The sequence below is a fragment of the Agromyces atrinae genome, assembly GCF_013407835.1.
In the GTDB taxonomy this organism is placed as follows: domain Bacteria; phylum Actinomycetota; class Actinomycetes; order Actinomycetales; family Microbacteriaceae; genus Agromyces; species Agromyces atrinae.
On the sequence record NZ_JACCBI010000001.1, the window covers coordinates 2,802,163 to 2,827,294 of the forward strand.

Below are 25,132 nucleotides of genomic sequence, written 5' to 3' on the forward strand. Positions count from 1 at the left end.
GGCGCCCCGACAGCACCACCTTCCGACGACTCGCTGAGGAGCGACATGAGATTCGGTGCCGGCCTCTGGTGCCTCCAAGCGACCGCGACGGCCCCTCGGCCGCACGGTCGGGCCTACGCGACCCTGCTGGATGACGCGCGGCACCTCGAGCAGTGCGGCTACGAGTCGCTGTGGCTCTCGGAGCACCACTTCTTCTACGACGGCTACTGCCCGTCGCTGCTTCCCGTCGCGTCGGCCGTGCTCGCGGCGACGTCGACGCTCCGCGTCGGCACGGGCATGATGCTCATGCCGCTGCAGGACGCCGACCGTGCGGCGCGCGTCGCCGCCGGCATCGCCGAGCGCCACCACGGCCGCCTCGATGTCGGCATGGGCCTCGGCTACCGCGACATCGAGTTCGACGGCAAGGGGCTCTCGCGCCGCGACCGGGTGGCGCGGCTCGGCGCGGGCATCGAGCGGATGTCGGAGCTCGCCGTTCCCGCGGGCGCGGCGCTCTGGGGCGGTTCGGCCACCCCGAAGGGAGCGGCCCGTCTCGGCTCGAAGGGCCTCGGCATCGTGCTGAGCGGCGCGAACCCGCTGCCGCTCGTCGCCGAGCTCGCCGCGGCGCACGCCGAGGGGTGGGAGTCGGCCGGTCGGCCCGGAGGGGTCAAGCCTCCCGTCGCCGCGCTCCGGAACGTCTGGCTCACGAGCGATCCGCACGAGCGCGCCGCGGCCCTCGACTGGCAGCGCGCGAGCTACGTGCTCTACGCCGGTCTCGGCTGGAGCGTCGCTGCTCGTGACTCGACCCCCACGATGGACTTCCTCCGCGACACCGATCGCGCGATCGAGGACGCCGTCGCGACGACGATCGCGGGAGATGCGGCCGAGGTCATCGACGGTCTCGAGGCCGTCGCCGCGGCGGGCGTCGACATGACGATCTTCCGCGTCGTGCTCGAGGGAGCGCCGACCGAAGCCGTTCGTTCGGTGCTCGCCGGTCTCGCCGACAAGGTCGTGCCGCAGCTCGCGGGGGTGGCCGCATGAGGATCGGACTCGTCCTTCCCGAGCGCGACGCCGTCGCCCTCGCTCGCGCCGCGGACGCCGCGGGTCTCGCCGCCGTCCTCGTCGACGCCGGTGATTCGTCGGCGGCCCTCGCCGCCGAGGTCGCCGCGCTCACGACGTACACGCGCCTCATCGTTCCCGTGTTGCTCGGCTCGGAGCACCCCGTGACCCTCGCCGAGGAGATCGCCGTCATCGACCAGCTCTCGGGCGGGCGGGTCATCGCGCTCGTCGACACGGCAGGACTCTCCGCTGCGGAGGCGGCCGAAGACCTCGGACTGCTGCGCGAGGCGTGGTCGTCGCGCTGGATCACCCACGACGGACCGCGCTGGACGGTGCCCGCAAGGCTCCACGGCGAGTCGTCGCCCGAGGCGATCGCCGTGACGCCCTCGCCCGCGCAGCTCGAGGTGCCCGTGTGGCTGCGCGGCTCGGCCGCGGAGGAACTCGCGGGCGCCACGGGGTTGCCTCGGCTCGGCGAGACCGGCCTCGACCCGGCATCCGTCGACCGGCACCGACCCGCGCCCGTGCTGCTGCCGCTCAGCGGTGCGCTCGACGACGATCGCCGGGCGATCCACGACGCCGTCGCGTCGGGCGCGTCGATCGCGCTCGTCTCCCTCGAGCACGCGGATGCCGGCGCGATCGAACAGCACGTCGCCCGCTACCTCGTGCCCGAGGCGGCGATGCCCGTCTTCCCGCGCATCATCGCCGAGTCGCGGTGGCCCGCGCGCTGGCCCGGCATCGCCGGATCGGATGCGGGCGAGCCCGGATTCAACCCGCCGCGGACCGTGTCGTCGAATCGTGATGCACTCGATATCGATTGACAGGTAAACTACGTCAATAACTTTGCAAAACTAAACTAAGACTCAGCGCCGAGTATTCGTTAGCAAGTTTGTAACCTAAATGACCTTGCGGAGAAACAGCGCCGAGGGACAGTCGAAGTAGCACCCGCCCTGCGCTCTGCCGAGCGGACGGACATCACCTCACCGCACGAGAGGAAACACCATGCGTCACCGATCACGAGTGGGCCTGGCGGTCACCGCCATCGCACTGCCCGCACTCCTCCTCACCGCTTGCACACCCCCCGCCGACGGCGGTGGAGACGCCGGTGGCGACGCCACCACGGGTGGCACCCTGAAGCTCGCCGGCAACTCCGACGTGCTCTACCTCGACCCCGCCGCCTCGTACTCGGCGCCCGACTACCAGATCCACCGCGCGCTCACCCGCACGCTCTTCGCGCAGATCCCCGGCGAGGGCGACTCCGACGCGACCGAGATCGTGCCCGACCTCGCGCTCGAGATCCCGACGCGCGAGAACGGCGGCATCTCCGAGGACGGCACCGTCTACACCGTCGAGCTGCAGGAGGGTGTCGAGTTCGACGCCCCCGACGGCGCCCGCGAGATCGTCGCCGACGACGTCGTGCTCGCCGCGAAGCGCATCTGCAACCCGGTGGCGCCGTCGAACGCGCTCTCGTACTTCACCGACACGATCGTCGGCCTCGCCGACTACTGCACGGGCTTCTCGACCGTCGAGCCGACCGTCGAGGCCATCCGCGCCTACGTCGAGGGCAACGACATCGCCGGAGTCCAGGCGATCGACGAGCGCACCGTGCAGTTCACGATCACGCAGCCCGCGGCCGACTTCATCGATATCATGGCCCTCGGCGTGTTCCTCGCGCCGCAGCCCGTCGAGTACCTCGACTACCTGCCCGACTCGCCCGAGCTGCGCCAGAACATCATCTCGAGCGGCCCGTACCGCATCACGTCGTACACGCCCGACCAGAGCTACTCGCTCGAGCGGAACCCCGTGTGGAAGGCCGACCTCGACCCCGTGCGCACGGCCAACGTCGACGCGATCGAGATCGCCATGGGCCAGGACGCCGCAGCGGTCCAGCAGCAGCTCGAGGCCGGAACGGTCGACATGCAGTGGGCCGACACCGTGACCCCCACGGCATCGGTGCCCGCACTCCTCGCCTCGAACGACGAGCGACTCGTCATCGGTGGCGACGGCGCGATCCGTCCCTACGTCGTCATCAACACGCTGAGCCCGAACGCCGATGGCGCCTTCGGAAAGACCGAGGTCCGTCAGGCGCTCAACTTCGCCGTCGACCGCTCGGCCGTCCAGCAGATCCTCGGCGGACCCGGCCTCGCGGCCGTCGCCACGCAGATCCTGCCCCCCGAGGTGCTCGGCGACCCGCAGGCCAACGTGCTCGACGTTCCCGAAGAGGGCGACCCCGAGGTCGCGAAGCAGATGCTCGCCGACGCCGGCTACCCCGACGGCGTTCCGGTTCGACTCCTCTACCGCGAGACCGAGCCCTACGCATCGATCGCCGCAGCCATGCAGCAGGACCTCCAGGCCGCGGGCTTCCAGGTCGAGATGAAGGTCACGACCCAGAACGCGTTCTACAGCGAGTTCCTCCTCAACCAGGACATCACCGAGGCCGGCGAGTGGGACATCGCCATCGCCGCGTGGAGCGCCGACTACTTCGGTGGACGCCCCTACCTCGTGCCGATGCTCGACGGTCGCGGCTACGCGGCGGGCTCGCCGAACTTCGGCGGCTGGAACAACGACGAGTTCAACTCGCTCGTCGACCAGGCCCTCGCGGCGGAGACGCCCGAAGAGGCGAACGACTTCTGGATCGCGGCCGATGCCGTCGCGACCGAGGACGCCGCCTGGATTCCGATCACGTTCGCCCGTACCCCGGTCTTCCACTCGAGCCGCGTCGGCGGATTCGAGTACCTGGCCTGGACCAAGAACGGCGACGTGACCAACGTCTGGATCACCGGCTAACCGCTCGCGGTAGTCGATACACACAACAATGAAGGAGGTGCCACGTGCTGCTCAGCGTCACTGATCTCGACGTCTCGTTCGACACGGGCGACGGACGACTACATGCCGTGCGTGGCATCTCCTTCGAACTCGATCGGGGGCAGACCCTCGGCGTCGTGGGCGAGTCCGGTTCGGGCAAGTCGGTCAGCACCCAGGCGATGGTCGGTCTCTCGGGAGGGGCCATCGTCTCGGGGAGCGCCGTCTTCCAGGGCCGCGACCTGCTCACGATGGGCGAAGCGGACCTCCGCTCCGTCCGGGGCAAGGAGATCGGCATGGTCTTCCAGGACCCGCTCTCCTCGCTCCACCCCCAGTTCCGCATCGGCGCGCAGATCGCCGAGGCGATCCGGGTGCACGAGAAGTCGTCGCCGAAGCTGCTCCGCTCCCGCGTCGTCGACGTGCTCGCCGAGGTCGGCATCCCGAACCCCGAGAAGCGCATCGACGACTACCCGCACCAGTTCTCGGGCGGTATGCGTCAGCGCGTCATGATCGGTCTCGCGCTCGCCCTGCGGCCCGCGCTCCTCGTCGCCGATGAACCGACGACGGCGCTCGACGTCACCGTGCAGGCTCAGCTGCTCGAGCTCATGAACGACCTGCAGCGCGAGCACGGCACGGCGATCCTCATGATCACGCACGACCTCGGCGTCGTCGCGGGCGTCGCCGACCGCGTCATGACCATGTACGGCGGTCGCATCGTCGAGCGCGGCTCACGCGCCGACGTGCTCGTGCGGCCGCACCACCCCTATACGCGCGGCCTGCTCGCTTCCGTTCCGCGCGTCGGTTCGCAGCGCACCGTGCTGCAGTCGATCCCCGGCAACCCGCCGAGCCTCCTCGTCGAGCAGCCCGGCTGCCCGTTCGCCTCGCGCTGCGCCCTCGTCCACGACGCGTGCCTCGACGGATTCCCCGACGAGAAGCAGATCGGTGCAGGGCATCGCTCGGCGTGCGTGCTGCCGGCGTCGGAGGCCGGCCCCGTCATCCTGCCCGTGCACGCCCCGGTCGCCGCCGTCGCCGCCGCCGAGCGCGACCTGCTCGCGCGCATCGACGACGTGCGCATCACGTTCGACGGCGCCCGCAAGGGTGCCCTCGGCCTGAAGAAAGACACGGTCGTCGCCGTCGACGGCGTGAGCCTCGATATCCCCCGCGGCGGCACGCTCGGCATCGTCGGCGAATCGGGCTCGGGCAAGTCGACGCTCGCCCGCGCGCTCACGGGGCTCATCCCGCTCTCGGGCGGCACGGTCGAGTTCGAGGGCCGCGACATCTCGAGCCTGCGCCGCGACGAGCGCCGCGCGCTCCGCCGCGACGTGCAGATGGTCTTCCAAGACCCGTACGGTTCGCTCAACCAGCAGCGACGCGTCGGCTCGATCATCGCCGACCCCCTCGTCATCCACGACGCCGCGGGACCGCAGGGCCTCCGCGCCCGCGTGCAGGAGCTCATGGAACTCGTGGGACTCAACCCCGAGCACTACAACCGCTTCCCCGCCGAGTTCTCGGGCGGTCAGCGGCAGCGCATCGGCATCGCCCGCGCGCTCGCGCTCAACCCCAAGCTCATCGTGTGCGACGAGCCCGTCTCGGCGCTCGACGTCTCGATCCAGGCGCAGATCCTCAACCTCCTCGGCTCGCTGCAGTCGGAGCTCGGGCTCACCTACGTCTTCATCGCCCACGACCTCGCCGTCGTCGAGCACATCGCCGACACCGTCGCCGTCATGTACCGCGGCAAGGTCGTCGAGTACGGCACGGTCGACGAGATCTACTCGTCGCCGCGCGAGGAGTACACCCGCACCCTGCTCGCGGCGGCGCCCCACGTCGACACGGCCTCGGCCGCCGAGAGCCGCTTCACGCCCCGGGAGGCCAGCGCATGACCGATCCGAAGGCCACCGAGGCCCACGAGGAGGCGGTGGCCGAAGAGATCGAGGCCGTCGCCGTCCCGGGCCAGACCCAGCAGGCCGCCGTCGCGGCGCGCAGCCCGCTGCAGCTCGTCTGGGCGAGGCTCCGCCGCGATCCCACCGCGATGATCTCCGCCGCCGTCATCCTGCTCGTCATCATCGCCGCCCTCGCGGCGCCGCTCGTCGCCTCGCTCATCGGGCACGGGCCCAACGAGCAGTTCCGTGACGACGGCCTCACCGAGTTCGGAACGCCCGTCGGGCCGAACTCGCAGTTCCTGCTCGGAACCGACAACCTGGGCCGCGACGTGCTCGTGCGGCTCGTCTACGGCGCGCAGATCAGCCTCATCGTCGCGTTCGCCGCGACCCTCGGCGCCCTCGGCATCGGAACGCTCGTCGGACTCGTCGCGGGCTTCATGCGCGGCTGGGTCGACACAGTGCTCACGTGGCTCATGGACACGACGCTGAGCCTGCCGCAGCTGCTCTTCGCGATCTCGCTCGTCGCCCTCGTCGGGCCGTCGCTCGGCACGACGGTCATCGTCATCGTGCTCTTCTCGTGGGCGCCCATCGCCCGCGTCGTCCGCGGTCAGGTGCTCTCGCTCCGCGAACGCGAGTTCGTCGAGGCCGCCCGGTCGCTCGGCGCCTCGAACTGGCGCATCATGCGCGTCGACGTGCTGCCGAACCTCCTCGTGCCGATCCTCGTCTACGGCACGCTGCTCATCCCGCAGGCGATCGTCTTCGAGGCGACGCTCTCGTTCCTCGGGCTCGGCGTGCTGCCGCCGACGGCGACGTGGGGCAACATGCTCTCGGTCGCGTCGACGGGCTCGCTCTACACGATCGCCCCGTGGCTCGTGATCTTCCCGTCGGCCGCGCTCCTCGCCGTGACGCTCGCGTTCAACCTGCTCGGCGACTCGATCCGCGACGCTCTCGACCCCCGTCAGACACTCTTCGCCGGCCGCCGCCGGTTGGCCCGCAACCGCGCCGCGAAGCGCGCAGCACGCAGGAAGGCGAGCGCATGATCCGCTTTCTCAGCAGGAGGGTGATCTCCGGCATCCTCACCCTCATCGCGATCAGCGCGATCATGTTCCTGCTCTTCTACGTCGCCCCCAACGACCCCGCGCGCACCATCGCGGGCGTGCAGGCGACGAACGAGCAGGTCGAGCTCGTGCGCGAGCGCCTGGGGCTCAACCTCCCCGTCATCGACCGCTACTTCCTCTACATGGGCGGGCTGCTGCAGGGCGACCTCGGCTACTCGTTCTACAACCAGCAGCCGGTGCTCGACTCGATCCTCCAGCGACTGCCGCAGACGGCGTCGATCGCGATCGGCGGACTCACCCTCGCCCTCGCGCTCGGCGTGACGATCGGAATCGGCGCCGCCCGTCGGCCCGGCTCGATCCGCGACCGCTTCAGCACCGTCTTCGTGCTGAGCGGGCTGAGCGTGCCGACCTTCGTCGTCGGCCTCCTCCTGCTCTACCTGCTCTTCTACCAGCTCACGGTGCTCGGCCTGCCGATCTTCCCCGCCGCGGGATACGTCGACTTCGCGACGAACCCGTTCGAGTGGGCGCGACACCTGCTGCTGCCGTGGATCACGGTCGGCTTCGTCTCGGCCGCGACCTACGCGAGGCTCACCCGCAGCCAGCTCGCGGGCGTGCTCGGCGAGGACTACATCCGCACCGCTCGCGCCAAGGGCCTCACCGAGGGCAAGGTCGTCTACAAGCACGGCATGCGGAGCGCCCTCACGCCCGTCGTCACGCAGGTGAGCCTCGACATCGCCGTGCTCATGGGCGGTCTCGTCGTCACCGAGCAGATCTTCGGCATCAACGGCATCGGCCGACTCGCGATCCAATCGGTCAACCGTGGCGACCAGCCCGTCATCATCGGAACGATGCTGCTCGCCTCGCTCTTCGTCGTGATCTCGTCGATCCTCGTCGACATCGTGTACGCCCTGCTCGACTCGCGCGTGCGAGTCAAGTGACCTCGACAGAAAGGCCCCCTGTGCTCAGTGACGCCGCGCGCACTCTCGCGAAGGGTAAGAACTTCGCCTCGCTCACGACGCTCAGGAAGGACGGCTCGCCGACCGCCCAGGTCATGTGGGTCGATTGCGACGACGAGCACATCCTCATCAACACCGAGGTGCACCGGCTGAAGTACAAGCACATGAAGCGCGACCCCCGCGTCACGGTGCTCATCATCGACCAGGAGAACCCGTACTCGTACGCTGAGGTGCGCGGCGAAGTCGTCGAATTCATCGGCGGCGACGCAGCCCGGGCCCACATTGACGAGCTCTCGGAGCTGTACTTCGGGCGGCCGTACAAGCCCGAGCAGATCGAGAGCGAACGAGTCATCTGCAAGATCAAGCCCGTCGCGTAGTCGAGGAGACAGCATGAGCCAGAGCACCCAGGACCTCGCGAACGAACTCGGCGACGCCGTCATCCGCTGGCGGAGCGTCGGCCCCGCGCGCGGTGGCCGCGTGGTCGCCGTCGCCGGCGACCCGACCGACCACTCGCGGTTCTGGATGGGTGCGTGCTCGGGCGGCGTGTGGATGACGGATGACGCCGGTCAGTACTGGCGCCCGATGAGCGACGGGTTCCTCGACACGGCCTCGATCGGCGCGATCGCGGTCGCCGAGTCCGACCCGAACGTCGTCTGGGTCGGCACGGGCGAGTCCTTCGCCCGCAACAACGTCGTTCCGGGCGACGGCGTCTACCGCACGGTCGACGGCGGTCGCACGTGGCAGCACCTCGGCCTCGACGCGACGAAGCACATCGCCAAGGTGCGCGTGCACCCGAAGGACGCCGACATCGCCTTCGTCGCGGCGACGGGCGACGTCTTCGGACCGAGCGCCGAGCGCGGCGTGTACCGCACCCTCGACGGCGGTCAGTCGTGGGAGCTCGTGCTGCACGTCTCCGACAAGGCGGGCGCCGCCGACCTCTCGATCGACCCGTCGAACCCGCGCATCATCTTCGCGTCGATCTGGCAGATGGTGCGCCACCCGTGGAACATCATCTCGGGCGGCGAGGACTCGGGCCTCTGGCGTTCGATCGACGGCGGCGACACGTGGGAGCGCGTCTCCGACCACCCCGGATTCGCCACGGGCCTGCTCGGCCGCATCGGCGTCGCCGTGAGCCCCGCGAAGGCCGGCCGCGTGTGGGCGCTCGTCGAGGCCATCGGTGACGAGGGCGGCGTGTACCGCTCGGAGGACTTCGGCCTCTCGTGGGAGCACGTCTCGCGCGAGCGCTCGGTGCAGGGTCGCCCCTGGTACTACAGCCACATCATCGCCCACCCGACCGAGCCCGACACCGTGTGGAGCATGAACACGTGGGCGTGGCGCTCGCGCGACGGCGGGCGCACGTTCCAGCAGGTGCAGACGCCCCACGGCGACAACCACGACCTGTGGATCGACCCCGCCGACCCGCGCCGCATGATCAACGGCAACGACGGCGGCGCCGCGGTGAGCGTCAACGCGGGCATGACGTGGTCGTCGATCTACAACCAGGCGACGGCGCAGTTCTACCGCTTCGACATCGACCACCGCTTCCCCTTCGACCTCTACGCGACCCAGCAGGACAACTCGGGCATCCGCGCCCCCTCCCGCTCGTGGAAGGGTGCCCTGCGCTGGCCCGACTGCGTCGAGCTCGGCGAGGCCGAGGCGGGGGATGTCGCGCTCGACCGCTCCGATCCGCGATTCGTCATGCTCGGCGGGGCGGGTTTCGGCCACCCCGGCCCGCTGCTGCGCTTCGACCAGGTGACGGAGCAGGCGCGCGACGTCGCCGTGTGGCCCGAGTACTTCATGGGCATCGGTGCGAGCGAGATGAAGCACCGCTTCGGCTGGACCTACCCGATCGAGTTCTCGCCCCACGAGCCCGGCGTGCTCTACGTCGGCGGCGAGCGCGTGTTCCGGTCGCCCGATGGCGGCATCACGTGGGCCTCGATCAGCCCCGACCTCACCCGCAACGACCCCACGAAACAGCTGCCGACGGGTGGTCCGATCTCGGGCGACTCGACGGGAGCCGAGGTCTACTGCACCATCTACGCCTTCGCCGAATCGCCGCTCACACCGGGGGAACTGTGGGTCGGAACCGACGACGGGCGCGTGCACGTCTCCCGCGATGGCGGTGGGGAGTGGACCGAGGTGTTCGTGCCCGGCCTGCCCGAGTGGGCGACGGTCGCGCGCATCGAGCCGTCGGCGCACCGCGCCGGCACGGCCTACCTCGCGGCGCACGCCTACCGCCTGCAGGACTCGAAGCCCCACGTCTATCGCACCGACGACTTCGGCGCGACGTGGACCCCGATCGTCGACGGCCTGCCCGAGAACGAGTGGGCGCGGAGCGTGCGGGAAGACCCCGAGCAGCCCGACCTGCTGCTCCTCGGCACCGAGCGTCGCGTGTGGTTCTCGGTCGACCGCGGTGAGACGTGGGCGAGCCTCCGCGGCAACATGCCGTCGGTTCCCGTCTACGACATCAAGGTGCGCGCCAACGAGCTCGTCGCGGGTACGCACGGCCGTGCGTTCTGGATCCTCGACGACCTCGCCCCGCTCCGCGAGATCGCGACCCTCGGCACGAGTGCGACGACCCTTTTCACGCCGCCCGTCGCCTACCGCTACCCGACGCCCGACGGCTTCGACATGCCCGGTGAGGGCTCGTGGGTCGGCGGCTTCCCCGGCGTGCCGCTCGGCGGCGCGACGTTCACACGGAAGAAGAACCCCGACGGCACCGTCGAATCGGTGTGGCTCGACGGCGGGAAGAACCCGCCGAACGGACTGCAGCTCGTCTACCGACTCGCCTCCGAGGCCGAGCGGGTGACGCTCACCGTGACGGATGACGCGGGCGACGTGCTCCGCACCTACGCGTCGGTCGCCCCCGACGACCGCGATCTCGGCCCCGCAGAGATCCTCCCGACGTCGGCCGGCACCCACGCGTTCCTCTGGGACCTCCGCATCGAACCCTCGCTCACGTCGCCGCGCGGCGGAGCGAAGCGCGACGTGCTGTTCCCCGGGCCGCGCGTGGCTCCCGGCCGGTACACGGTGACCCTCGACGACGGCACCACCTCCGTCAGCCGCGAGGTCGAGGTGCTGCGTGACCCGCGCGGCATCGCCGACGACGCCGACCTCGCCGAGCAGTTCGCGCTGCTCGTGCGCATCCGCGACCTGCTGCAGCGCGTCGCCGACGGCATCGGCTGGAGCGAGTCGGCCCATGCCGCGCTCGAGGCGCTGCGACCGAAGCTCGGCGACGGCGACCTCGGCGAGCGCGTCGATGCGGCGATGACCGAGATCGACGCCGTTCGCCGTGTGCTCACGAACCCCGACCTGCAGAACCACAACGACGCGCTCAAGATGCCCGCCGGCCTCGACCAGAAGATCGTGCTGCTGCCCGAGATCGTCGTCGAACTCTCCGACACGCGTCCCGTGCCGGGCGTCTACGAGGTGCTCGACCGGTTCTCGGCCGAGGCCGACGCGGCACTCGATCGCCTCGAGAGTGTGCGCGAGACCGACATCCCCGCCATCGAATCGGCCGTTCGCGCCGACACCGGCATCCCCCTCATCACCGCCTGATCCCTCGAACGGAGCCCCCACCCCTCATGCGCCTTCCCCGCCTCGCCGTCGTCGCCCTCGCCGCCGCGCTCGCCCTCACCGGCTGCGCGACGGGACCCTCCACCACCCCGAAAGCGGATGCCGGTGAGGGTGCGTCGGGCGGCGGAACCGACCTCGTGATCTACGTCGGACGCAACGAAGACCACGTGCGCCCGCTCGTCGAGCGCTTCGAGGAGGAGACGGGTCTCAGCGTCGACGCGCGATACGGCAGCACGGGCGAGCTCGCGACGACGATCCTGCAGGAGGGCGACTCGTCGCCCGCCGACCTGTTCTTCACGCAGGACCCGGCGTACATCGGGGCGATCTCGGAGCCCGGGCTGCTCGCACCGCTGCCCGCCGACATCATCGACCTCGTGCCCGAGGGCATCTCGGGCGCGGAGGACGACTGGGTGGGTGTCACCGCTCGCCGTCGCGTGCTCGCGTACGACCCCGCGACGACCCCCGAGGCGGGTCTACCCGGCTCGGTCTTCGAGCTCACCGACCCCGCGTGGTCGGGACGCGTGGGCCTCGCACCAACGCACAGCTCGTTCGTGTCGTTCGTCGCGGCCATGGTCGCGATCCGGGGCGAGGACGAGACGCTCGCGTGGCTCGAGGGCATCGCCGCGAACGACCCGCAGATCTTCGACGGCAACGAGGAGCAGCTGCGCGCGATCGCCGCGGGCGACCTCGACGTCGGGCTCGTGAACCACTACTACGTGCACCGCCTGCTCGCCGAGGACCCCGCGTTCCCCGTGAAGAACCACTCGTTCGATGCGGGCGACCCGGGCGACGTGCTCATGCCGACGACGATCGGCATGCTCGCCTCGACCGTGCACGAGGAGGCGGCGCTCGACTTCGTCCGATTCCTCCTCTCGGACGAGTCGCAGCGCCACTTCCTCGACGAGGTGGGCGAGTACCCTCTCGTCAACGGCGTCGGCACGCCCGAGGGCGAGCGGCCGCTCGACCCGTCGCTCATCAGCGGCATGAACCTGCCCGTCGTCGCCGGCAACCTCGACATCGCCACCGACCTCATCGCGCGTTCCGGACTGATCTAGGCGACGCGTGACGACGCCCGGACGACTCGTCACGGCACTCGCCGTGCTGCTGGTCGCGGCGCTCAGCGTGCCGCCGATCGTCGTCCTCGTCGTGCAGGCGTACCTCGGGCGCGAGGCGCAGACCGTCACGCCCGCGCGGCTCGTCGAACTGCTCGGCAACACCCTCCTGCTCGCGCTGCTCGTCGTCGTGGCCTCCTCGGTCATCGGCACGGCGACGGCCCTGCTGACGCAGCGCACGACGCTGCCCGGGCGGCGCGTGTGGGCCGTGGTCGTCGCCGTGCCGCTCGTGCTGCCCGCGTACGTCTTCGCCGTCGCGCTCTCGGGCATGATCGGCGGCGGCGGGGTCGTGACGTCGTGGCTCGCGCCGTTCGGCATCGACCGGCTGCCGCCCGCCACGGGCCTGTGGGCCGCGACGGCGTGCCTCACGATCGTGAGCGTTCCGATCGTGCACACGCTCGTCGCGACGGCGCTCGCCCGCCTGGATCCCGCCCTCGACGAGAGCGCCCGGCTGCTCGGCGATCGGCCCGCCCGCGTCATCCGGCGCGTCGTGCTCCCGCAGTTGCGCGGTACGCTCGCGCTCGCGGCATGCGTCGTGTCGCTCTACGTGATCTCGGACTTCGGGGCGGTGTCGATGCTGCGGTACGACACCTTCACGCGCGCGATCTACGCGCAGTTCCGCGGCCGGGTCGACCTCGCTCCCGCGTTCGCGCTGTGCGCCGTGCTCGTGCTCGTCGCGGCTGCGCTCATCGTCGGCCAGGTCGTGCTGCGCGGGCGGGAGCTCGCCGTCGCCGCCCGGGCCCGTCCCCCGCGCCCCGTGCCGCTCGGGCCCGCCGGCCGGCTCGCGGGCACGGTCTTCCTCGGTCTCGTCGTGCTCGGCTCGACCGTGCTGCCCGTCGCGACGCTCGCGACATGGACGGCGCGCGGGCTCGCCAGCGGAGCGCAGCCCGGGCCCGTCATCGCCGAGGCCGTCAACGCGTTGCTCTTCGCGTTGCTCGCGGCGCTCGTGACGACCGCGATCGCCATCCCCATCGCGCTCGCCGCCCGGCGGCGCGGTGCACTCGCCCGCGCGATCGAGGGTGTGCCGTGGGTGACGCACTCGCTGCCGCACCTCGCCATCGGCCTCGCGATCCTCGTGCTCTCGATCGCCGGCCCCGCGTTCTTCTACCAATCGGTGACGACCCTGACGCTCGCCTACGCCGTCGTCTTCGTGCCGCTCGCCGTCGGTGCGATCCTCGTCGCGCTGCGTCAGATCGACCCGCGCCTCCTCGAGGTGTCGCGGTCGCTCGGGCATTCGTCGGCGTCGACGGCCGTGCGCGTCGTCGCCCCTCTCACTCGTCGGGCCGTGCTCGCGGGTGCGGTCCTCGTCTTCTTCGCCGCCGTGCACGAACTGCCCGTCACGCTGCTGCTGCGCCCGACCGGCTCCGAGACGCTCGCGATCCGCGTGTGGGGCGCCGTCGTCGAGGGTCAGTACACGACGGCGAGCATCGCGGCGCTGCTGCTCGTCGCGCTCAGCGTTCCGCTCCTCGCGTTGCACGAGCGCGCCTCCCTGCGAGCGGCGGTCGCGGCATGAGCGCCGCCCTCGCCCTCGACGCGCGCGGGCTCGTGCGCCGCTTCGGGCCCGTCACCGCCGTCGACCACGCCGACGTCAGCGTCGAGCCGGGCGAACTCGTCGCGCTGCTCGGGCCGTCGGGCTGCGGCAAGTCGACGACGCTGCGCCTCATCGCGGGCCTCGACACCGACGGCGAGGGCACGATCGACATCGACGGCACGCGCGTGACTGGTGGTCGCCGACCGGTGCCGCCCGAGGCGCGCGGCGTCGGTCTCGTGTTCCAGGACAACGTGCTCTTCCCCCACCTCAGCGTCGCGGGCAACGTCGGCTACGGCATCCGTCGGGGAGACCGCGCCGGAACGGTCGCGCGCATGATCGACCTGCTCGGACTCGCGCGCCTCGCCGACCGGATGCCGCACGAGATCTCCGGAGGAGAGCAGCAGCGCACCGCTCTCGCGCGCACTCTCGCCGCGAGCCCCGGTCTCGTGCTGCTCGACGAACCCTTCTCGCACCTCGACGCGAACCTCCGCGAGCAGGTGCGCGGCGACATGCTGCTCGCGCTCGAACGCACCGAGAGCTCGGCGCTGCTCGTCACCCACGACCAGGCCGAGGCGCTCGCCGTCGCCGATCGCGTGCTCGTCATGCGTGCCGGCCGGATTCACCAGTCGGGGGCGCCGCGCGAGGTCTACCGTCATCCCGCCGATCGGTTCGTCGCCGAGTTCCTCGGCCGGGCCGCCCTCGTGCCCGTGCGCGTCACGGGGCGACACACGGCCGAGAGCGCGCTCGGTGCGCTCGCGCTCGCCGACGAGCCCGCCTCGGGGCCGCGTCTCGCGGTGCTCCGACCCGAATCGCTCGCGTTCGTCGGCGACGGTCTCGGCGTGCCGGCGCGCGTCGTGCGGGTCGTGTTCCAAGGCCGCGACGAACTCGTGCACGTCGAACTCGACGAGGGCACGGCGCTCGCCGTCGCCTCGACCGACGCACCCCGCACGGGTGCACGCGTGAACGTCGCGGTGCGCGGCGCCGTCGCGACCGTCGCCGACGACCGTATGCTCGATCCGAGCGTGGCCGACGCGGCGGACGATCTCTCCACCCCTCGATCAGACAGGATGTGACATGGCTCGATCAGCTTCGGAGCGGGAACCGCAGGACGCTCGCCCCCCTCGCCCTCCGCGCTCGCCGATGTCGAACATGACGCGCGAGGTCGAGAAGCCGCGCCCCGTCGTCGAGCTCGACGACATCGACCGCAAGCTGCTCTACCTGCTGTGCGAAGACCCGCGCGTCTCGCAGCGTCAGCTCGCGCGCGAGGTCGGCATGTCGCCGCCCGCCGTCGGCGAGCGCATCGCGCGCCTCGAGCGTCAGGAACTCATCCGCGGCTACACGACCGTCGTCGACTGGTCGGCGCTCGGATACCCCGGCCTCGTCTACATCCCCATGACGCTCGCGGCCGACGCCGACCTCACCGAGATCCTCGCCGAGCTGCGCGCCATCGCCGAGCTCACCGAACTCGTCGTCGTCACGGGCAGCTACGACATGATCGCGCGCTTCCGCATCCGCGACCACGCGCACCTGCAGGCGCTGCTGCTCGACCGCATCTGGCCGATCCGCGGGCTCCAGCGCATCGAGACGTTCCTCAGCCTCGGCGAGGTCGTGCGCGAGCGCAGCGTGCAGGAGCTCCTCGAGGGCTCCGGCTCCATCGAGCCGACGGCCGACGCCGCCGCGGAGTAGCCCGCGAGTTGCCACAAATGGCCCGTGCGGGGCGCCCGTAACGGGCCATTGTTGGCAACTCGCGCCCCCTCCCCGCGCGCGGGGTCGTGTTGCCATTCGTGGTGGGTGCGGAGGCCTCGGTACCCACCACGAGTGGCAACATGGGCGGGTGTTCGGCGTCGGCCCCGTCATCCCGTGAGTTGCCAACTTCGGCCCGTGTGGGGCGCCCGTAACGGGCCGAAAGTGGCAACTCGCGGGGCGGGAGAAAGGGGGCGGGCGGATGACGCGCGCGGGCGTCAGCCCGCGAGCAGGAGCGTGCGGAGCGGCCCGAGGCCCATGGGGCCGAAGGCGAGGGCCTCGCGGTGGAACGCGGCGAGCGAGAAGTCGTCGCCGCGCTCGGCCTTCCACGCGGCCCGGGCCTCCATCCAGAGCTTCGCGCCGACCTTGAAGGCGAGCGCCTGGCCGGGGATGCCGAGGTAGCGGTCGACCTCGAACGTCGCGAGGGCGGGCTCGCAGAGCGCGAAGTCGACGAGGAAGTCGCGCGCGAGCTCGGGGGTCCAGGTGCGCTCGGTCGTGAGCGTCGTCTTGGGCAGGGGCCATCCGGTGTGCATGCCGATGTCGGCGACGATGCGCACCGAGCGCCAGATCTGACCGAGGATCATGCCGAGACGCTCGGCGGGGTCGCGGATGAGGCCGAGCTCGTCGGAGAGCTGCTCGGCGTAGTGCGCCCAGCCCTCGGCGTACCCGTGCACCTCGCAGAGGTAGCGCTGCCACGGGTGCAGGTCGCGGTTCGCGCGGTTGACGGTGTGCTCGAGGTGGTGCCCGGGCAGCCCCTCGTGGTGCACGCTCGTCACCTCCTGCCACGTCGCCGCGACGGGCACACCGCTCGGGATCGTCCACACGATCCGGCTGTGCACCGAGCCGTCCGGCGGAGCGGGCGTGTAGTACACGACGCCCGACGAGGCCTGCGAGACGACGCAATCGACGTCGGCGATCGTCGCGGGCAGCTCGAAGGCCTCAGCGCCGAGCACGACGGTCGTCTCGGCGACGCGCTCCTCGAGCCAGCGCGTGATGTTCTCGACGCCCTCGAGGCGGTAGCGCGCGTCGGCGTCGAGCAGGTCGGCCGCGGAGCGCACGGGGTCGTCGCCCGTGCCGCCGAGCTCGGTCGCGATCGATCGCGCTTCCGCGACGAGCCGGTCGAGCTCGCTCCAGCCGAACGCGTACGTCTCGGCGAGGTCGATGGGGGTGCCGAGCATGCTCGACACCATGGTCGCGTACACGTCGACGCCCATGGCGTCGTCGGTCGGAGCATCGGGGCGCAGCTCGTCGCGCAGCACGGCGACGAGGCGGGTGAGGGCGGCGTTGGTCGCGACGGCCGCGGCATCGGCACGGGCGGCGGATGACGCGGAGAGGTCGGCACTCCGCGGCAGACGCCCGAAGTAGTCGGTGTCGACCCAGCCCTCGACCTGACCGGCGAGGAGGTCGATCTGGCGCACGGCCGCGACGCCCGTTCCCGTGAATCGGCCGGCGGCGCCGAGGTCGCGCGAGTAGCGCAGCGTGCGGATGTACTCGTCGATCGCCTCGGGTGCGGCCTCGAGGCGTGCGAGGACCGATTCGCCCGCGTCATCCGCCCCGATCTCGAGCCCTTCGATGCTCTCGAGGATGAGGTGCACGGGGCTCGCGAGCCCCGCGACGAGGCGCGTCGTGAAGCCCGTGTCGAAGAAGGCGCGATCGCTCGAGAGTCGCTCGACGAGGGCGGCGCGCAGCACGTGGTCGTCGGCGTCGGCGGGCAGGGCGGCGAGGCGGTCGAGCACGCGGCCCTGCAGGGCGTATCGCTCCTCGAGCCACTCGGGCGAGAGGTCGGCGAGCGCCCGGGGGCTCGTCGTCTCGAGTGCCTGGGCTGCGGCGGGTTCGTGGGCGGCGAGGGCGGCGACGTACTCGTCGGCGATACGGCGGACGGAATCGGTCATGCGGGGTCCTCCGAATCGGAGCCGGCGAGGGCTCGGGCTTCGGCGACGAGTGCCGTGCCCGCGGCGGTGATGAGCTGGCTGTCGACGGCGACGGCGACGGACGTGAACCCGCGGCCGATCAGCTCGCGCGCGACGTCGAGGCTGCCGGCGAAGGCGCCGGCCGTGGTGCCGGCGGCGCGGCACGCGGCGACGACGGTGTCGAGCGGGTTGCCGGGGGAGTGGTCGGCGAGGAGCTCGCCGAGGGTCAGGCCGAGGGCGATCGAGAGGTCGAAGGGACCGACGAGCACCATGTCGACGCCGGGCGTCGCGGCGATCGCGTCGACGTTGCCGACCGCGACATCCGTCTCGACCATGACGGCGCACGAGACGAGGCGGTTGGCCTCGGCGGCGGGAGTGACGGGTGCGCCGCGGTAGGCCGCGAGCGGACCCCACGAGCGTGACCCCTCGGGCGCGTACCGCGTGGCGGCTGCCGCGGCGGCGGCTTCGGCGGCGTCCTGCACCATCGGCACGACGACACCCGCGGCGCCGGCGTCGAGCGCACGCCCGATGAGCGCGGCCGAGTTGGTGGGAACCCGCACGTAGACGACGGTCTCGGTGGGCGCCGTCGCGAGCGACGCGATGATGCTCGCGTCGTCGTAGAGACCGTGTTGGCCGTCGAGCAGCAGCCAATCGGCGCCGATGTGCGCCATGAGGGAGGCGGCGGCGGGGCTGCCGAGCATCGACCACCCGCCGATCTGTACGGTTCTCGGTGCGTCTGAACTCACAATCGTTTAGTGTAGTGGCGTGTTGGCTTGTCGATAGACAAGATGAAACACGAACGTAACTTACAAACAGATCTACCGTAACGACCCTGAGCGAACAATTGAATCGCCACCTCATCGTTGGCGCCTCTCGTCAGAAGGACCACATGCCGCACGCCACCACACCCGCGAGCCGGTTGCCGCACTCGGGCATCCGCGAGATCGTCGACCTCGCTCTCGCCTCGACTCGCCCGATCGTTCGTCTCGAGATCGGCGAGCCCGATTTCTCGACCCCCGCCCACGTCGTCGAGTCGGCGTTCGCCGCCGCTCGCATCCGCTCCTCCTATGTGCAGACCGCCGGCATCCCCGCCCTCCGCGAAGCGGTCGGAGCACGACTCACGCGCGACTACGGAGTCGCCGCACCCCTCGAACGTGTCGTCATCACGCACGGTGCCGTGCAGGCCGTCGACGCGATCATGTCGGCCGTCGTGACGGCGGGCGACGAGGTGCTCATCCCCGACCCCGCGTGGCCGAACTACGAGATGCAGGCGATCCTGCTGGGCGCGACCCCCGTGCACTACGGCCTCCGCGCGGCCGACGCCTTCCAACCGGATGTCGCCGAGATCCGCTCCCTCATCACCCCGCGCACCCGCGCGATCGTGCTGAACTCGCCGAACAATCCGACCGGTGCGGTCATGCCGCCCGAGACGCTCGCCGCGATCGTCGCCCTCGCCGTCGAGAACGACGTCCTCGTCATCAGCGACGAGGTCTACGACGAGATCGTCTTCGAGGGTCGTCACGTGAGCGCTGCGGCGCTCGCGCCCGATCACGTCGCCTCGGTCTTCAGCTTCTCGAAGACCTACGCGATGACGGGGTGGCGCGTCGGCTACGCCCTGCTTCCCGCGTGGCTCGCCGACACCGTGACGCGCATCCTCGAACTCGAGTCGTCGTGCGTGTCGAGTGTCACCCAGGCCGCGGCGCTCGCCGCCGTGACGGGCCCGCAGGAGGTCGTCGCCGAGATGCGCGACGCCTACCGCTCGCGCCGCGACGTCGCGATGTCGATCCTCACCGGAGCCGGCATCCCCGTCGTGAAGCCCGAGGGCGCGTTCTACCTGATGCTCCCCCTGCCCGACGGCGTCGATTCGCGGCTCGCCGCGCTCGAACTCGTCGAGGCCGGCGTCTCGTTCGCCCCCGGCTCGGCCTTCGGCCGGAACGCCCCGCACCACCTGCGCGTGTCGCTCGCGACGTCGGAGGAGGGCATCCGCGACGGGCTCGCGCGCTTCCTGACCTGGCGCGAGACCGCCGACCGGTTGGTGTCGGCCGGCACCGATAGCCTGACGGTCTGAGGAGGCGACATGGCGATCGAAGTCGGGCTCGGGGTCTTCTCGGGCGAATGGCACGAGGGCACGGGGCTCGACCACCGGCAGACGCTGGTCGAGTCGATCGAGCAGGTGCGCTACGCCGAAGAGGTCGGCCTCGACAGCGTGTGGGTGAGTGAGCACCACTTCCACGACGCGCACTTCGTCGGCTCGCTCGCGGCGTACTGCGGCGCGATGGTGCAGGCCACCGAGCGCATCACCGTCGGCTACGGGCTCGCGCTCGCGCCGCTGCACGACCCGATCCGCATGGCCGAGGACGCCGCGTTCCTCGACACGCTCTCGGGCGGCCGCTTCGTCATGGGCATCGGCCTCGGCTACCGCGACATCGAGTTCGAGGGTTTCGAGACGACGAGCAAGAACCGCGTCGGCCGCACCGTCGAACTCGTCGACATCTGCCGCCAGGCGTGGACGGGCGAGACGATCGAGCACGTCGGCAAGCACTTCACGCGCACCGGGCTGCGGGTCAGCCCCGTTCCCGTGACGCCCGGCGGCCCGCCGATCATGATGGGCGGTCACCACCCGAACGCGATCGATCGCGCTGCGCGCATCGCCGACCGCTTCTGCATGGACGCGGGAACCGACTCCGAGGCCTACGAATCGGGCGAGGGCCGCAACCGGGCCCTCGTCGAGCGCGTCGCGGGCGTGACGCGCCTCTACCGGGAGGCCCTGCGGAAGCACGGCAAGGATGACTCGGCGCCCGCGCTCTCCCTCAACGTCGGCGGCCTCCTGCACCCTGATGGAGCGGATGCCGCGTGGGACGCCATCGCCGACGCCTACCTGCTCACGCGCCGCGTCTACGGCGACTGGTACGGCCTGCCGCCCGAGAGCTACAGCTCGTGGTACCCCGACCTGCTCTCACCCGACGAGATCGCCCAGCGTCGTAGCGAACTGCTGCTCGGTAGCGTCGACGACGTGCTGCCCGTGCTGCTCGAAGTGCGCGAGATCGTCGGCGAGAACCTGCACCTCATGTTCCGCTCGAAGTACCCGATCATCTCCGACGAGATCACGCGGCAGTCGATCGATCAGCTCGCCGAGCTCCGCACGCGACTCGTGGCGGGCGCATGACGCGGTTCAGTCTGCGGGTCAACAACGACCTCGACCTGCCGACCCTCACGGGTCTCGCGGTCGCCGCCGAGGACGCCGGCATCGATCAGCTCTGGGTCTCGAACGACCTCATGATGCGATCGGCTCCGGCCCTGCTCGGCGCGCTCTTCCAGAAGACGAGCCGCATCGAGCTCGGCATCGGCATCATGAACCCCTTCTCGGTGCATCCCGCCGAGCTCGCGATGACCGCGGCGACCCTCGCCGAGATGTCGGGCGGGCGCTTCAACCTGGGTCTCGCCGCCGGGTCGGGGGAGTTCCTCTCGTGGGTCGGCATCGACCAGCAGAAGCCGCTCACCGCGACGCGTGAGGCGCTCCGTGCCATCCGTGCACTGCTCGCGGGCGAGCGACCGGTCGACGTCGAAGGTGCGGGAGCAGGCTGGACGCGCGACGCGTACCTCCGCCTCGACCCCGTGCACGTGCCCATCTACATCGGCGCGATGAGCCCCAAGATGCTCGAGTTCGCCGGAGCCGAGGCCGACGGCGTTCTCGCACTGCTCTTCCCGCCCGAGCACTTCGAGACGGCGTCCGCGCTCGTCGCGACGGGTGCCGAGAGTGCGGGGCGCACGCTCGCCGACGTCGACATGCCCGCGTGCGTATGGCTCGCCCTCGACGACGACCGCGAAAAGGCCGACCGCGCGCTCGCCCTCAAGCTCGCCTACTACGGCGGGGCGTTCTCGCCGTACCTGCTCGCCCGCGCGGGCCTCGAGACGGCCGACTTCCAGCCCGCGCTCGACGCGCTCCGCGACGGCGACGAGGAGCGCGCGATCGCGTCGATCACGCCGCAGATGCTCTCCCTCGGCATCTCGGGTGACCCCGAGACCGTCATCCGTCGCTGCCGCCGCCTGCAGGAGCTCGGCGCGACCCACCTCTCATTCGGGCCGCCCCTCGGCCCCGACCCCGTCGGAGCGATCGAACTGCTCGGTCAGAGCGTGCTCCCCGAACTCAGGAGATCAGCATGAGCACCCCTCTCATCGACCTGTCGAACGACATCGAGCGCTGGGCCCAGGTCGCGGCGTTCCGGTCGTCCGACGACATCCCGCGTCTCCGCCGCGACCCCGAGTGGCTGCCGGACTTCACGCCCGCGTCGATCGACGAGCGCCGCGAGGCGCTCGCCGGGTTCCGCGAGCGGCTCGCGGGGCTCGAGATCGACGAGACGGATGTCGCGTCGCAGGTCGATCGTCGGCTGCTGACCTCGGTGCTCAACCGCGTCGAGTGGGACCTCGATGTGCTCCGCAACTGGGAGCGCGACGCGGTGTTCCTCGTCGGGCAGATCCTCGGGCCGTGGTTCGACATCCTGCTCCCCGTGCCGCCGTTCGCCGACGGCGTCGAGCGCGGACTCGTCGTGATCGCCGCGTCGATCCCCGAGCGGGTCGATGCCGCGCGGGCGAACCTCGAGCGTGCGGGTGTCGCCGACCTCGCGCGCGTCGCAGCGCTCGAACTCGAGAACATGCGCGAACGTTTCGTCGCCTCGGTCGAGGGGCTCGCGGGAGTCGTCTCCGACGGGACGCTCGAGGAGCTGCGGGCTCTCGCGCCCGCCGCCGGTGCCGCGCTCGACGACTTCGGTCTCTGGCTCGCGAGCGCAGCCGACGGCTTCGCGCCGTCGGTGCCCGTCGGTCGCGAGCGCTTCGTGTGGTTCCTGCGGAACGTCGCACTCATCGCCGAAGAGCCGGAAGAGCTCGTGCGCGCGGCCCTGCAGGACTACCGCCGCGCGGTGCTCGCCGAGGTCGTCACGAAGAACCGATTCCGCGACGTGCCGACCGACCCGATCGCGTCGACGATCGAGGCGCAGGTCGAGCGCCAGGCGCAGCAGGAGGCCGAGGTACGTGCGTTCTCCGAGAGCGAGGGTCTGCTGTCGCAGCCCGTGACGCTCCGCCGCTACCACGTGGCCGCGACACCCGCCTATCTCGACCCCGTGCGCTTCCTCGGCGTCACCGACGACCTCACCGACGAAGACCGTCTCGGCACCGACAGCGTCTCGTACATGCCCGACCCCCGCCCCGACCTGCCGTACTTCTACGCGGCGAACGCGCGCGACCCGCGGCTCGGCATCATCCACGAGGGGGCGCACTACAAGCAGCTCGCGCTCTCGTGGGCGAACCCCGACCCCGTGCGGCGCCGCTACGTCGACTCGGTCGCCAACGAGGGCATCGCGTTCTACAACGAAGAGCTCATGCTGCTCGCCGGCCTTTTCGACGACGCCCCGCACTCGCAGGAGGTCGTGCACAACTTCAACCGCCTGCGGAGCCTCCGCGTCGTCGTCGACGTGAGCCTCGCGACGGGCGCGTTCAGCCTCGAGGAGGCCGTCGACTTCTTCGTGCGACTCGTCCCGATGGACGTCGAGACCGCCCGTGAGGAGTGCGCCATGTACCTCGCGACACCCGGCCTCGCGATGTCGTACCACGTCGGCAAGCAGCAGTTCCTGCGGCTCGTGACCGACGCCGTCGTCGCGCGGGGGGCCGACTTCTCGCTCCGCGAGCTGCACGACCGCGTCTGGACGAACGGCAACCTGCCCTTCTCGCTGCACCGGTGGGAGATCCTCGGCGATCGCGCCGACGTCGACCTCGTGGATGCCGCGAGCGGACCGATCCCGGCCGCCCGATGAACACCGTGCGGGCGAGCGGAATCCACGGCGGAGGCATCCACGCGGGCCGCGCGGCGATCGTCACGGGCGCCGGCAGCGGCATCGGCCGGGCGACCGCGCTCCTCCTCGCCGAGCGCGGCGCGAGCGTCGTCGTCGCCGACCTCGACGCCGCGGCGGCCGAAACCGTCGTCGCCGAGATCACGGCCGCGGGAGGCGATGCGCGAGCGATCATCGTCGACATGGCCGACCCGGCGTCGGTGGCAGCGCTCGGCGTCGAGGCCGCCGAGTGGGCGGGCACGATCGACATCCTCGTCAACAACGCGGGCATCGCGATCGCGCGTCCGCTCGGCGAGTACACCGTCGACGAGTGGGATCTGCAGCTCGCCGTGAACCTGCGCGGGCCGCTCCTCGCGATGCAGGCCGTGCTGCCGGGCATGCGTGCCGTGGGCGAGGGCTGGATCGTGAACGTCGCGTCGACGTCGGCGTTCGTGTCGTCGACGCAGCCCGTCGCCGCGTACGACGTCTCGAAGGCCGGCATCCGTCAGCTGACCGTCTCGGCCGCCGCCGAGCTCGCGGGCGAGGGCATCCACGTCAACGCCGTCGCTCCCGGAACGATCGCGACGACGCTCACGCGCGACCTGCTCGATTCGCCCGAGAAGCTCGCGGGCGCCGAGGCGAAGATCCCGGCCCTACGGCTCGGCGAGCCGGAGGACGTCGCGGGCGCGATCAGCTTCCTGTGCTCGCCCGCCGCCGACTACGTGCACGGCCACACCCTCGTCGTCGACGGAGGCTGGCTCCTCCGCTGAGCCCCCCACCTGCCCTCCCGCGCGCCCCCCTTAAGAAGTCTCGGCGTCACGAATGTGCTGTTCAGGACTCCTGAACAGCACATTCGTGACGCCGAGACGGGGGTCGGGCCGGGGGTGACCGAGGGGAGAGAGGGGAGGGCGGGATGACGGGCTGGGCGTCAGCGGGCGGTGTAGCCGCCGTCGATGGGGAGGGCGACGCCCGTGACCCACGCCGACTCGTCCGAGGCCAGGTAGAGCACGCCGTACGCGACCTCGATCGGCCGGCCGAGACGCCGGATCGACTGGTTCGCCGTCATCATCGCCTCGTACGCCGGCAGGCCGCCGTCGAACTCCGCGGCGATGCCCTCGACGAGCGGCGTGAGCACCGTGCTCGGGTGCACCGAGTTCACGCGGATCCCGTAGCGTCCGTACGTCGCGGCATCCTGGCGGGTCTGCATCGTGACCGCGCCCTTGGCGACGTGGTACGGCGTGAACTCGTCGTTGCCGACGAGACCGTAGATCGACGAGAAGTTCACGATCGACCCGCCGCCGCGCTCGATGAGGTGCGGCACGACGTGCTTCGTCGCGAAGAACACGCCCTTCACGTCGACGGCGAAGAGCGCGTCCCACTCCGCCTCGGTCACCTCGTGCGTCGGCTTGTCGACGCCGATGATGCCCGCGCAGTTCACGAGGATGTCGAGGCCGCCGAAGTCGCGCGCGGCGGCCTCGACGACCGCCGCGACGCTCTCCTCCTGCGAGACGTCCATGCGGTGGAACCGCGCCGAGCCGCCGGCCGCCGTGATGGCGTCGGCGACCTCCCGGCCGCGCTCCTCGTCGAAGTCGGTGACCGCCACACGGGCACCCTCCGCGGCGAAGAGCTCGGCCGTCGCGCGCCCCATGCCGGAGGCCGCTCCCGTGATGATCGCGACTTTGCCGTCGAGCCGACCCATCGTCATCCCCC

The 25,132-nt window shown here is 71.1% G+C and carries 20 protein-coding genes; 17 read left to right on the plus strand and 3 right to left on the minus strand.

Features of this window, described 5'->3' with window-relative positions; translation table 11 throughout:
* Window positions 1-45 precede the first annotated feature (45 nt).
* From BJ972_RS13130 to BJ972_RS13185, 12 genes are all read left to right on the plus strand, one after another.
* Window positions 46-1,017 carry an LLM class flavin-dependent oxidoreductase gene (locus BJ972_RS13130; RefSeq protein ID WP_129172032.1) on the plus strand — a complete coding sequence of 324 codons (972 nt, stop codon included), beginning with the start codon at window positions 46-48 and terminating at the stop codon, window positions 1,015-1,017.
* A complete protein-coding gene (locus BJ972_RS13135) occupies window positions 1,014-1,853 on the plus strand; it encodes an LLM class flavin-dependent oxidoreductase (protein WP_129172031.1) in 840 nt (279 codons plus the stop codon). Before BJ972_RS13130 ends, BJ972_RS13135 begins: the two co-directional genes overlap by 4 nt.
* Window positions 1,854-2,034: 181 nt before the next feature.
* Complete coding sequence (locus tag BJ972_RS13140; RefSeq protein WP_129172030.1) at window positions 2,035-3,819, plus strand: ABC transporter substrate-binding protein; 1,785 nt, start codon at window positions 2,035-2,037, stop codon at window positions 3,817-3,819.
* Between the two features lie 44 nt (window positions 3,820-3,863).
* Window positions 3,864-5,714 carry a dipeptide ABC transporter ATP-binding protein gene (locus BJ972_RS13145; RefSeq protein WP_129172029.1) on the plus strand — a complete coding sequence of 617 codons (1,851 nt, stop codon included), beginning with the start codon at window positions 3,864-3,866 and terminating at the stop codon, window positions 5,712-5,714.
* Window positions 5,711-6,754: an ABC transporter permease gene (locus BJ972_RS13150; RefSeq protein ID WP_129172028.1), complete on the plus strand. Its 1,044-nt coding sequence runs from the start codon at window positions 5,711-5,713 to the stop codon at window positions 6,752-6,754. The genes BJ972_RS13145 and BJ972_RS13150 overlap by 4 nt, the downstream gene beginning before the upstream one ends.
* The gene (locus tag BJ972_RS13155; RefSeq protein ID WP_129172027.1) at window positions 6,751-7,710 is read left to right on the plus strand and encodes an ABC transporter permease; all 960 of its coding nucleotides are present in this window, start codon (window positions 6,751-6,753) and stop codon (window positions 7,708-7,710) included. Before BJ972_RS13150 ends, BJ972_RS13155 begins: the two co-directional genes overlap by 4 nt.
* A gap of 20 nt (window positions 7,711-7,730) precedes the next feature.
* A complete protein-coding gene (locus BJ972_RS13160; RefSeq protein ID WP_129172026.1) occupies window positions 7,731-8,105 on the plus strand; it encodes a PPOX class F420-dependent oxidoreductase in 375 nt (124 codons plus the stop codon).
* A gap of 13 nt (window positions 8,106-8,118) precedes the next feature.
* On the plus strand, window positions 8,119-11,286 hold the full coding sequence (locus BJ972_RS13165) for a glycosyl hydrolase (RefSeq protein WP_129172025.1): 3,168 nt from the start codon (window positions 8,119-8,121) through the stop codon (window positions 11,284-11,286).
* A 26-nt stretch (window positions 11,287-11,312) separates the two neighbouring features.
* Window positions 11,313-12,359, plus strand: coding sequence for an extracellular solute-binding protein (locus BJ972_RS13170; RefSeq protein WP_129172024.1), 1,047 nt, complete (start codon window positions 11,313-11,315; stop codon window positions 12,357-12,359).
* A 7-nt stretch (window positions 12,360-12,366) separates the two neighbouring features.
* Window positions 12,367-13,929, plus strand: coding sequence for an ABC transporter permease (locus tag BJ972_RS13175; RefSeq protein WP_129172023.1), 1,563 nt, complete (start codon window positions 12,367-12,369; stop codon window positions 13,927-13,929).
* Window positions 13,926-15,020 (plus strand): ABC transporter ATP-binding protein, encoded by a 1,095-nt coding sequence (locus tag BJ972_RS13180; RefSeq protein ID WP_129172022.1) that lies wholly within the window; start codon window positions 13,926-13,928, stop codon window positions 15,018-15,020. Before BJ972_RS13175 ends, BJ972_RS13180 begins: the two co-directional genes overlap by 4 nt.
* Window positions 15,021-15,096: 76 nt before the next feature.
* Window positions 15,097-15,633 carry an Lrp/AsnC family transcriptional regulator gene (locus tag BJ972_RS13185; RefSeq protein ID WP_164989834.1) on the plus strand — a complete coding sequence of 179 codons (537 nt, stop codon included), beginning with the start codon at window positions 15,097-15,099 and terminating at the stop codon, window positions 15,631-15,633.
* Window positions 15,634-15,908: 275 nt separating this feature from the next.
* Here the strand turns inward: BJ972_RS13185 and BJ972_RS13190 are convergent, their stop codons facing one another.
* Both BJ972_RS13190 and BJ972_RS13195 read right to left on the minus strand, forming a co-directional pair.
* Complete coding sequence (locus BJ972_RS13190; protein WP_129172020.1) at window positions 15,909-17,582, minus strand: DUF885 domain-containing protein; 1,674 nt, start codon at window positions 17,580-17,582, stop codon at window positions 15,909-15,911.
* Window positions 17,579-18,346 (minus strand): HpcH/HpaI aldolase family protein, encoded by a 768-nt coding sequence (locus BJ972_RS13195; RefSeq protein ID WP_129172019.1) that lies wholly within the window; start codon window positions 18,344-18,346, stop codon window positions 17,579-17,581. The genes BJ972_RS13190 and BJ972_RS13195 overlap by 4 nt, the downstream gene beginning before the upstream one ends.
* Before the next feature lie 143 nt (window positions 18,347-18,489).
* On the opposite strand from BJ972_RS13195, the gene BJ972_RS13200 reads away from it, so the two are divergent.
* Genes BJ972_RS13200 through BJ972_RS13220 form a run of 5 tightly spaced genes read left to right on the plus strand, consistent with a single transcriptional unit; the run spans window position 18,490 to window position 24,192 of the window.
* Window positions 18,490-19,668, plus strand: coding sequence for a pyridoxal phosphate-dependent aminotransferase (locus BJ972_RS13200; protein ID WP_129172018.1), 1,179 nt, complete (start codon window positions 18,490-18,492; stop codon window positions 19,666-19,668).
* 9 nt (window positions 19,669-19,677) lie between these two features.
* Window positions 19,678-20,766 (plus strand): LLM class flavin-dependent oxidoreductase, encoded by a 1,089-nt coding sequence (locus BJ972_RS13205; protein ID WP_129172017.1) that lies wholly within the window; start codon window positions 19,678-19,680, stop codon window positions 20,764-20,766.
* On the plus strand, window positions 20,763-21,764 hold the full coding sequence (locus tag BJ972_RS13210; protein ID WP_129172016.1) for an LLM class flavin-dependent oxidoreductase: 1,002 nt from the start codon (window positions 20,763-20,765) through the stop codon (window positions 21,762-21,764). The genes BJ972_RS13205 and BJ972_RS13210 overlap by 4 nt, the downstream gene beginning before the upstream one ends.
* Complete coding sequence (locus BJ972_RS13215) at window positions 21,761-23,407, plus strand: DUF885 family protein (protein ID WP_129172015.1); 1,647 nt, start codon at window positions 21,761-21,763, stop codon at window positions 23,405-23,407. The genes BJ972_RS13210 and BJ972_RS13215 overlap by 4 nt, the downstream gene beginning before the upstream one ends.
* The gene (locus BJ972_RS13220; protein ID WP_129172014.1) at window positions 23,404-24,192 is read left to right on the plus strand and encodes an SDR family NAD(P)-dependent oxidoreductase; all 789 of its coding nucleotides are present in this window, start codon (window positions 23,404-23,406) and stop codon (window positions 24,190-24,192) included. The genes BJ972_RS13215 and BJ972_RS13220 overlap by 4 nt, the downstream gene beginning before the upstream one ends.
* A 158-nt stretch (window positions 24,193-24,350) precedes the next feature.
* Here the strand turns inward: BJ972_RS13220 and BJ972_RS13225 are convergent, their stop codons facing one another.
* Window positions 24,351-25,121, minus strand: a complete 771-nt coding sequence (locus BJ972_RS13225; protein WP_129172013.1) for an SDR family NAD(P)-dependent oxidoreductase — start codon at window positions 25,119-25,121, stop codon at window positions 24,351-24,353.
* Window positions 25,122-25,132 lie beyond the last annotated feature (11 nt).

Excerpts from the sequence above, each read along its gene's own strand:
- BJ972_RS13130 (WP_129172032.1), top strand. The coding sequence starts at position 46 with ATGAGATTCGGTGCCGGCCTCTGGTGCCTCCAAGCGACCGCGACGGCC.
- BJ972_RS13135 (WP_129172031.1), top strand. The coding sequence starts at position 1,014 with ATGAGGATCGGACTCGTCCTTCCCGAGCGCGACGCCGTCGCCCTCGCT.
- BJ972_RS13140 (WP_129172030.1), top strand. The coding sequence starts at position 2,035 with ATGCGTCACCGATCACGAGTGGGCCTGGCGGTCACCGCCATCGCACTG.
- BJ972_RS13150 (WP_129172028.1), top strand. The coding sequence starts at position 5,711 with ATGACCGATCCGAAGGCCACCGAGGCCCACGAGGAGGCGGTGGCCGAA.
- BJ972_RS13155 (WP_129172027.1), top strand. The coding sequence starts at position 6,751 with ATGATCCGCTTTCTCAGCAGGAGGGTGATCTCCGGCATCCTCACCCTC.
- BJ972_RS13165 (WP_129172025.1), top strand. The coding sequence starts at position 8,119 with ATGAGCCAGAGCACCCAGGACCTCGCGAACGAACTCGGCGACGCCGTC.
- BJ972_RS13170 (WP_129172024.1), top strand. The coding sequence starts at position 11,313 with ATGCGCCTTCCCCGCCTCGCCGTCGTCGCCCTCGCCGCCGCGCTCGCC.
- BJ972_RS13180 (WP_129172022.1), top strand. The coding sequence starts at position 13,926 with ATGAGCGCCGCCCTCGCCCTCGACGCGCGCGGGCTCGTGCGCCGCTTC.
- BJ972_RS13185 (WP_164989834.1), top strand. The coding sequence starts at position 15,097 with ATGACGCGCGAGGTCGAGAAGCCGCGCCCCGTCGTCGAGCTCGACGAC.
- BJ972_RS13190 (WP_129172020.1), bottom strand. The coding sequence starts at position 17,582 with ATGACCGATTCCGTCCGCCGTATCGCCGACGAGTACGTCGCCGCCCTC.
- BJ972_RS13200 (WP_129172018.1), top strand. The coding sequence starts at position 18,490 with ATGCCGCACGCCACCACACCCGCGAGCCGGTTGCCGCACTCGGGCATC.
- BJ972_RS13205 (WP_129172017.1), top strand. The coding sequence starts at position 19,678 with ATGGCGATCGAAGTCGGGCTCGGGGTCTTCTCGGGCGAATGGCACGAG.
- BJ972_RS13210 (WP_129172016.1), top strand. The coding sequence starts at position 20,763 with ATGACGCGGTTCAGTCTGCGGGTCAACAACGACCTCGACCTGCCGACC.
- BJ972_RS13215 (WP_129172015.1), top strand. The coding sequence starts at position 21,761 with ATGAGCACCCCTCTCATCGACCTGTCGAACGACATCGAGCGCTGGGCC.
- BJ972_RS13220 (WP_129172014.1), top strand. The coding sequence starts at position 23,404 with ATGAACACCGTGCGGGCGAGCGGAATCCACGGCGGAGGCATCCACGCG.
- BJ972_RS13225 (WP_129172013.1), bottom strand. The coding sequence starts at position 25,121 with ATGGGTCGGCTCGACGGCAAAGTCGCGATCATCACGGGAGCGGCCTCC.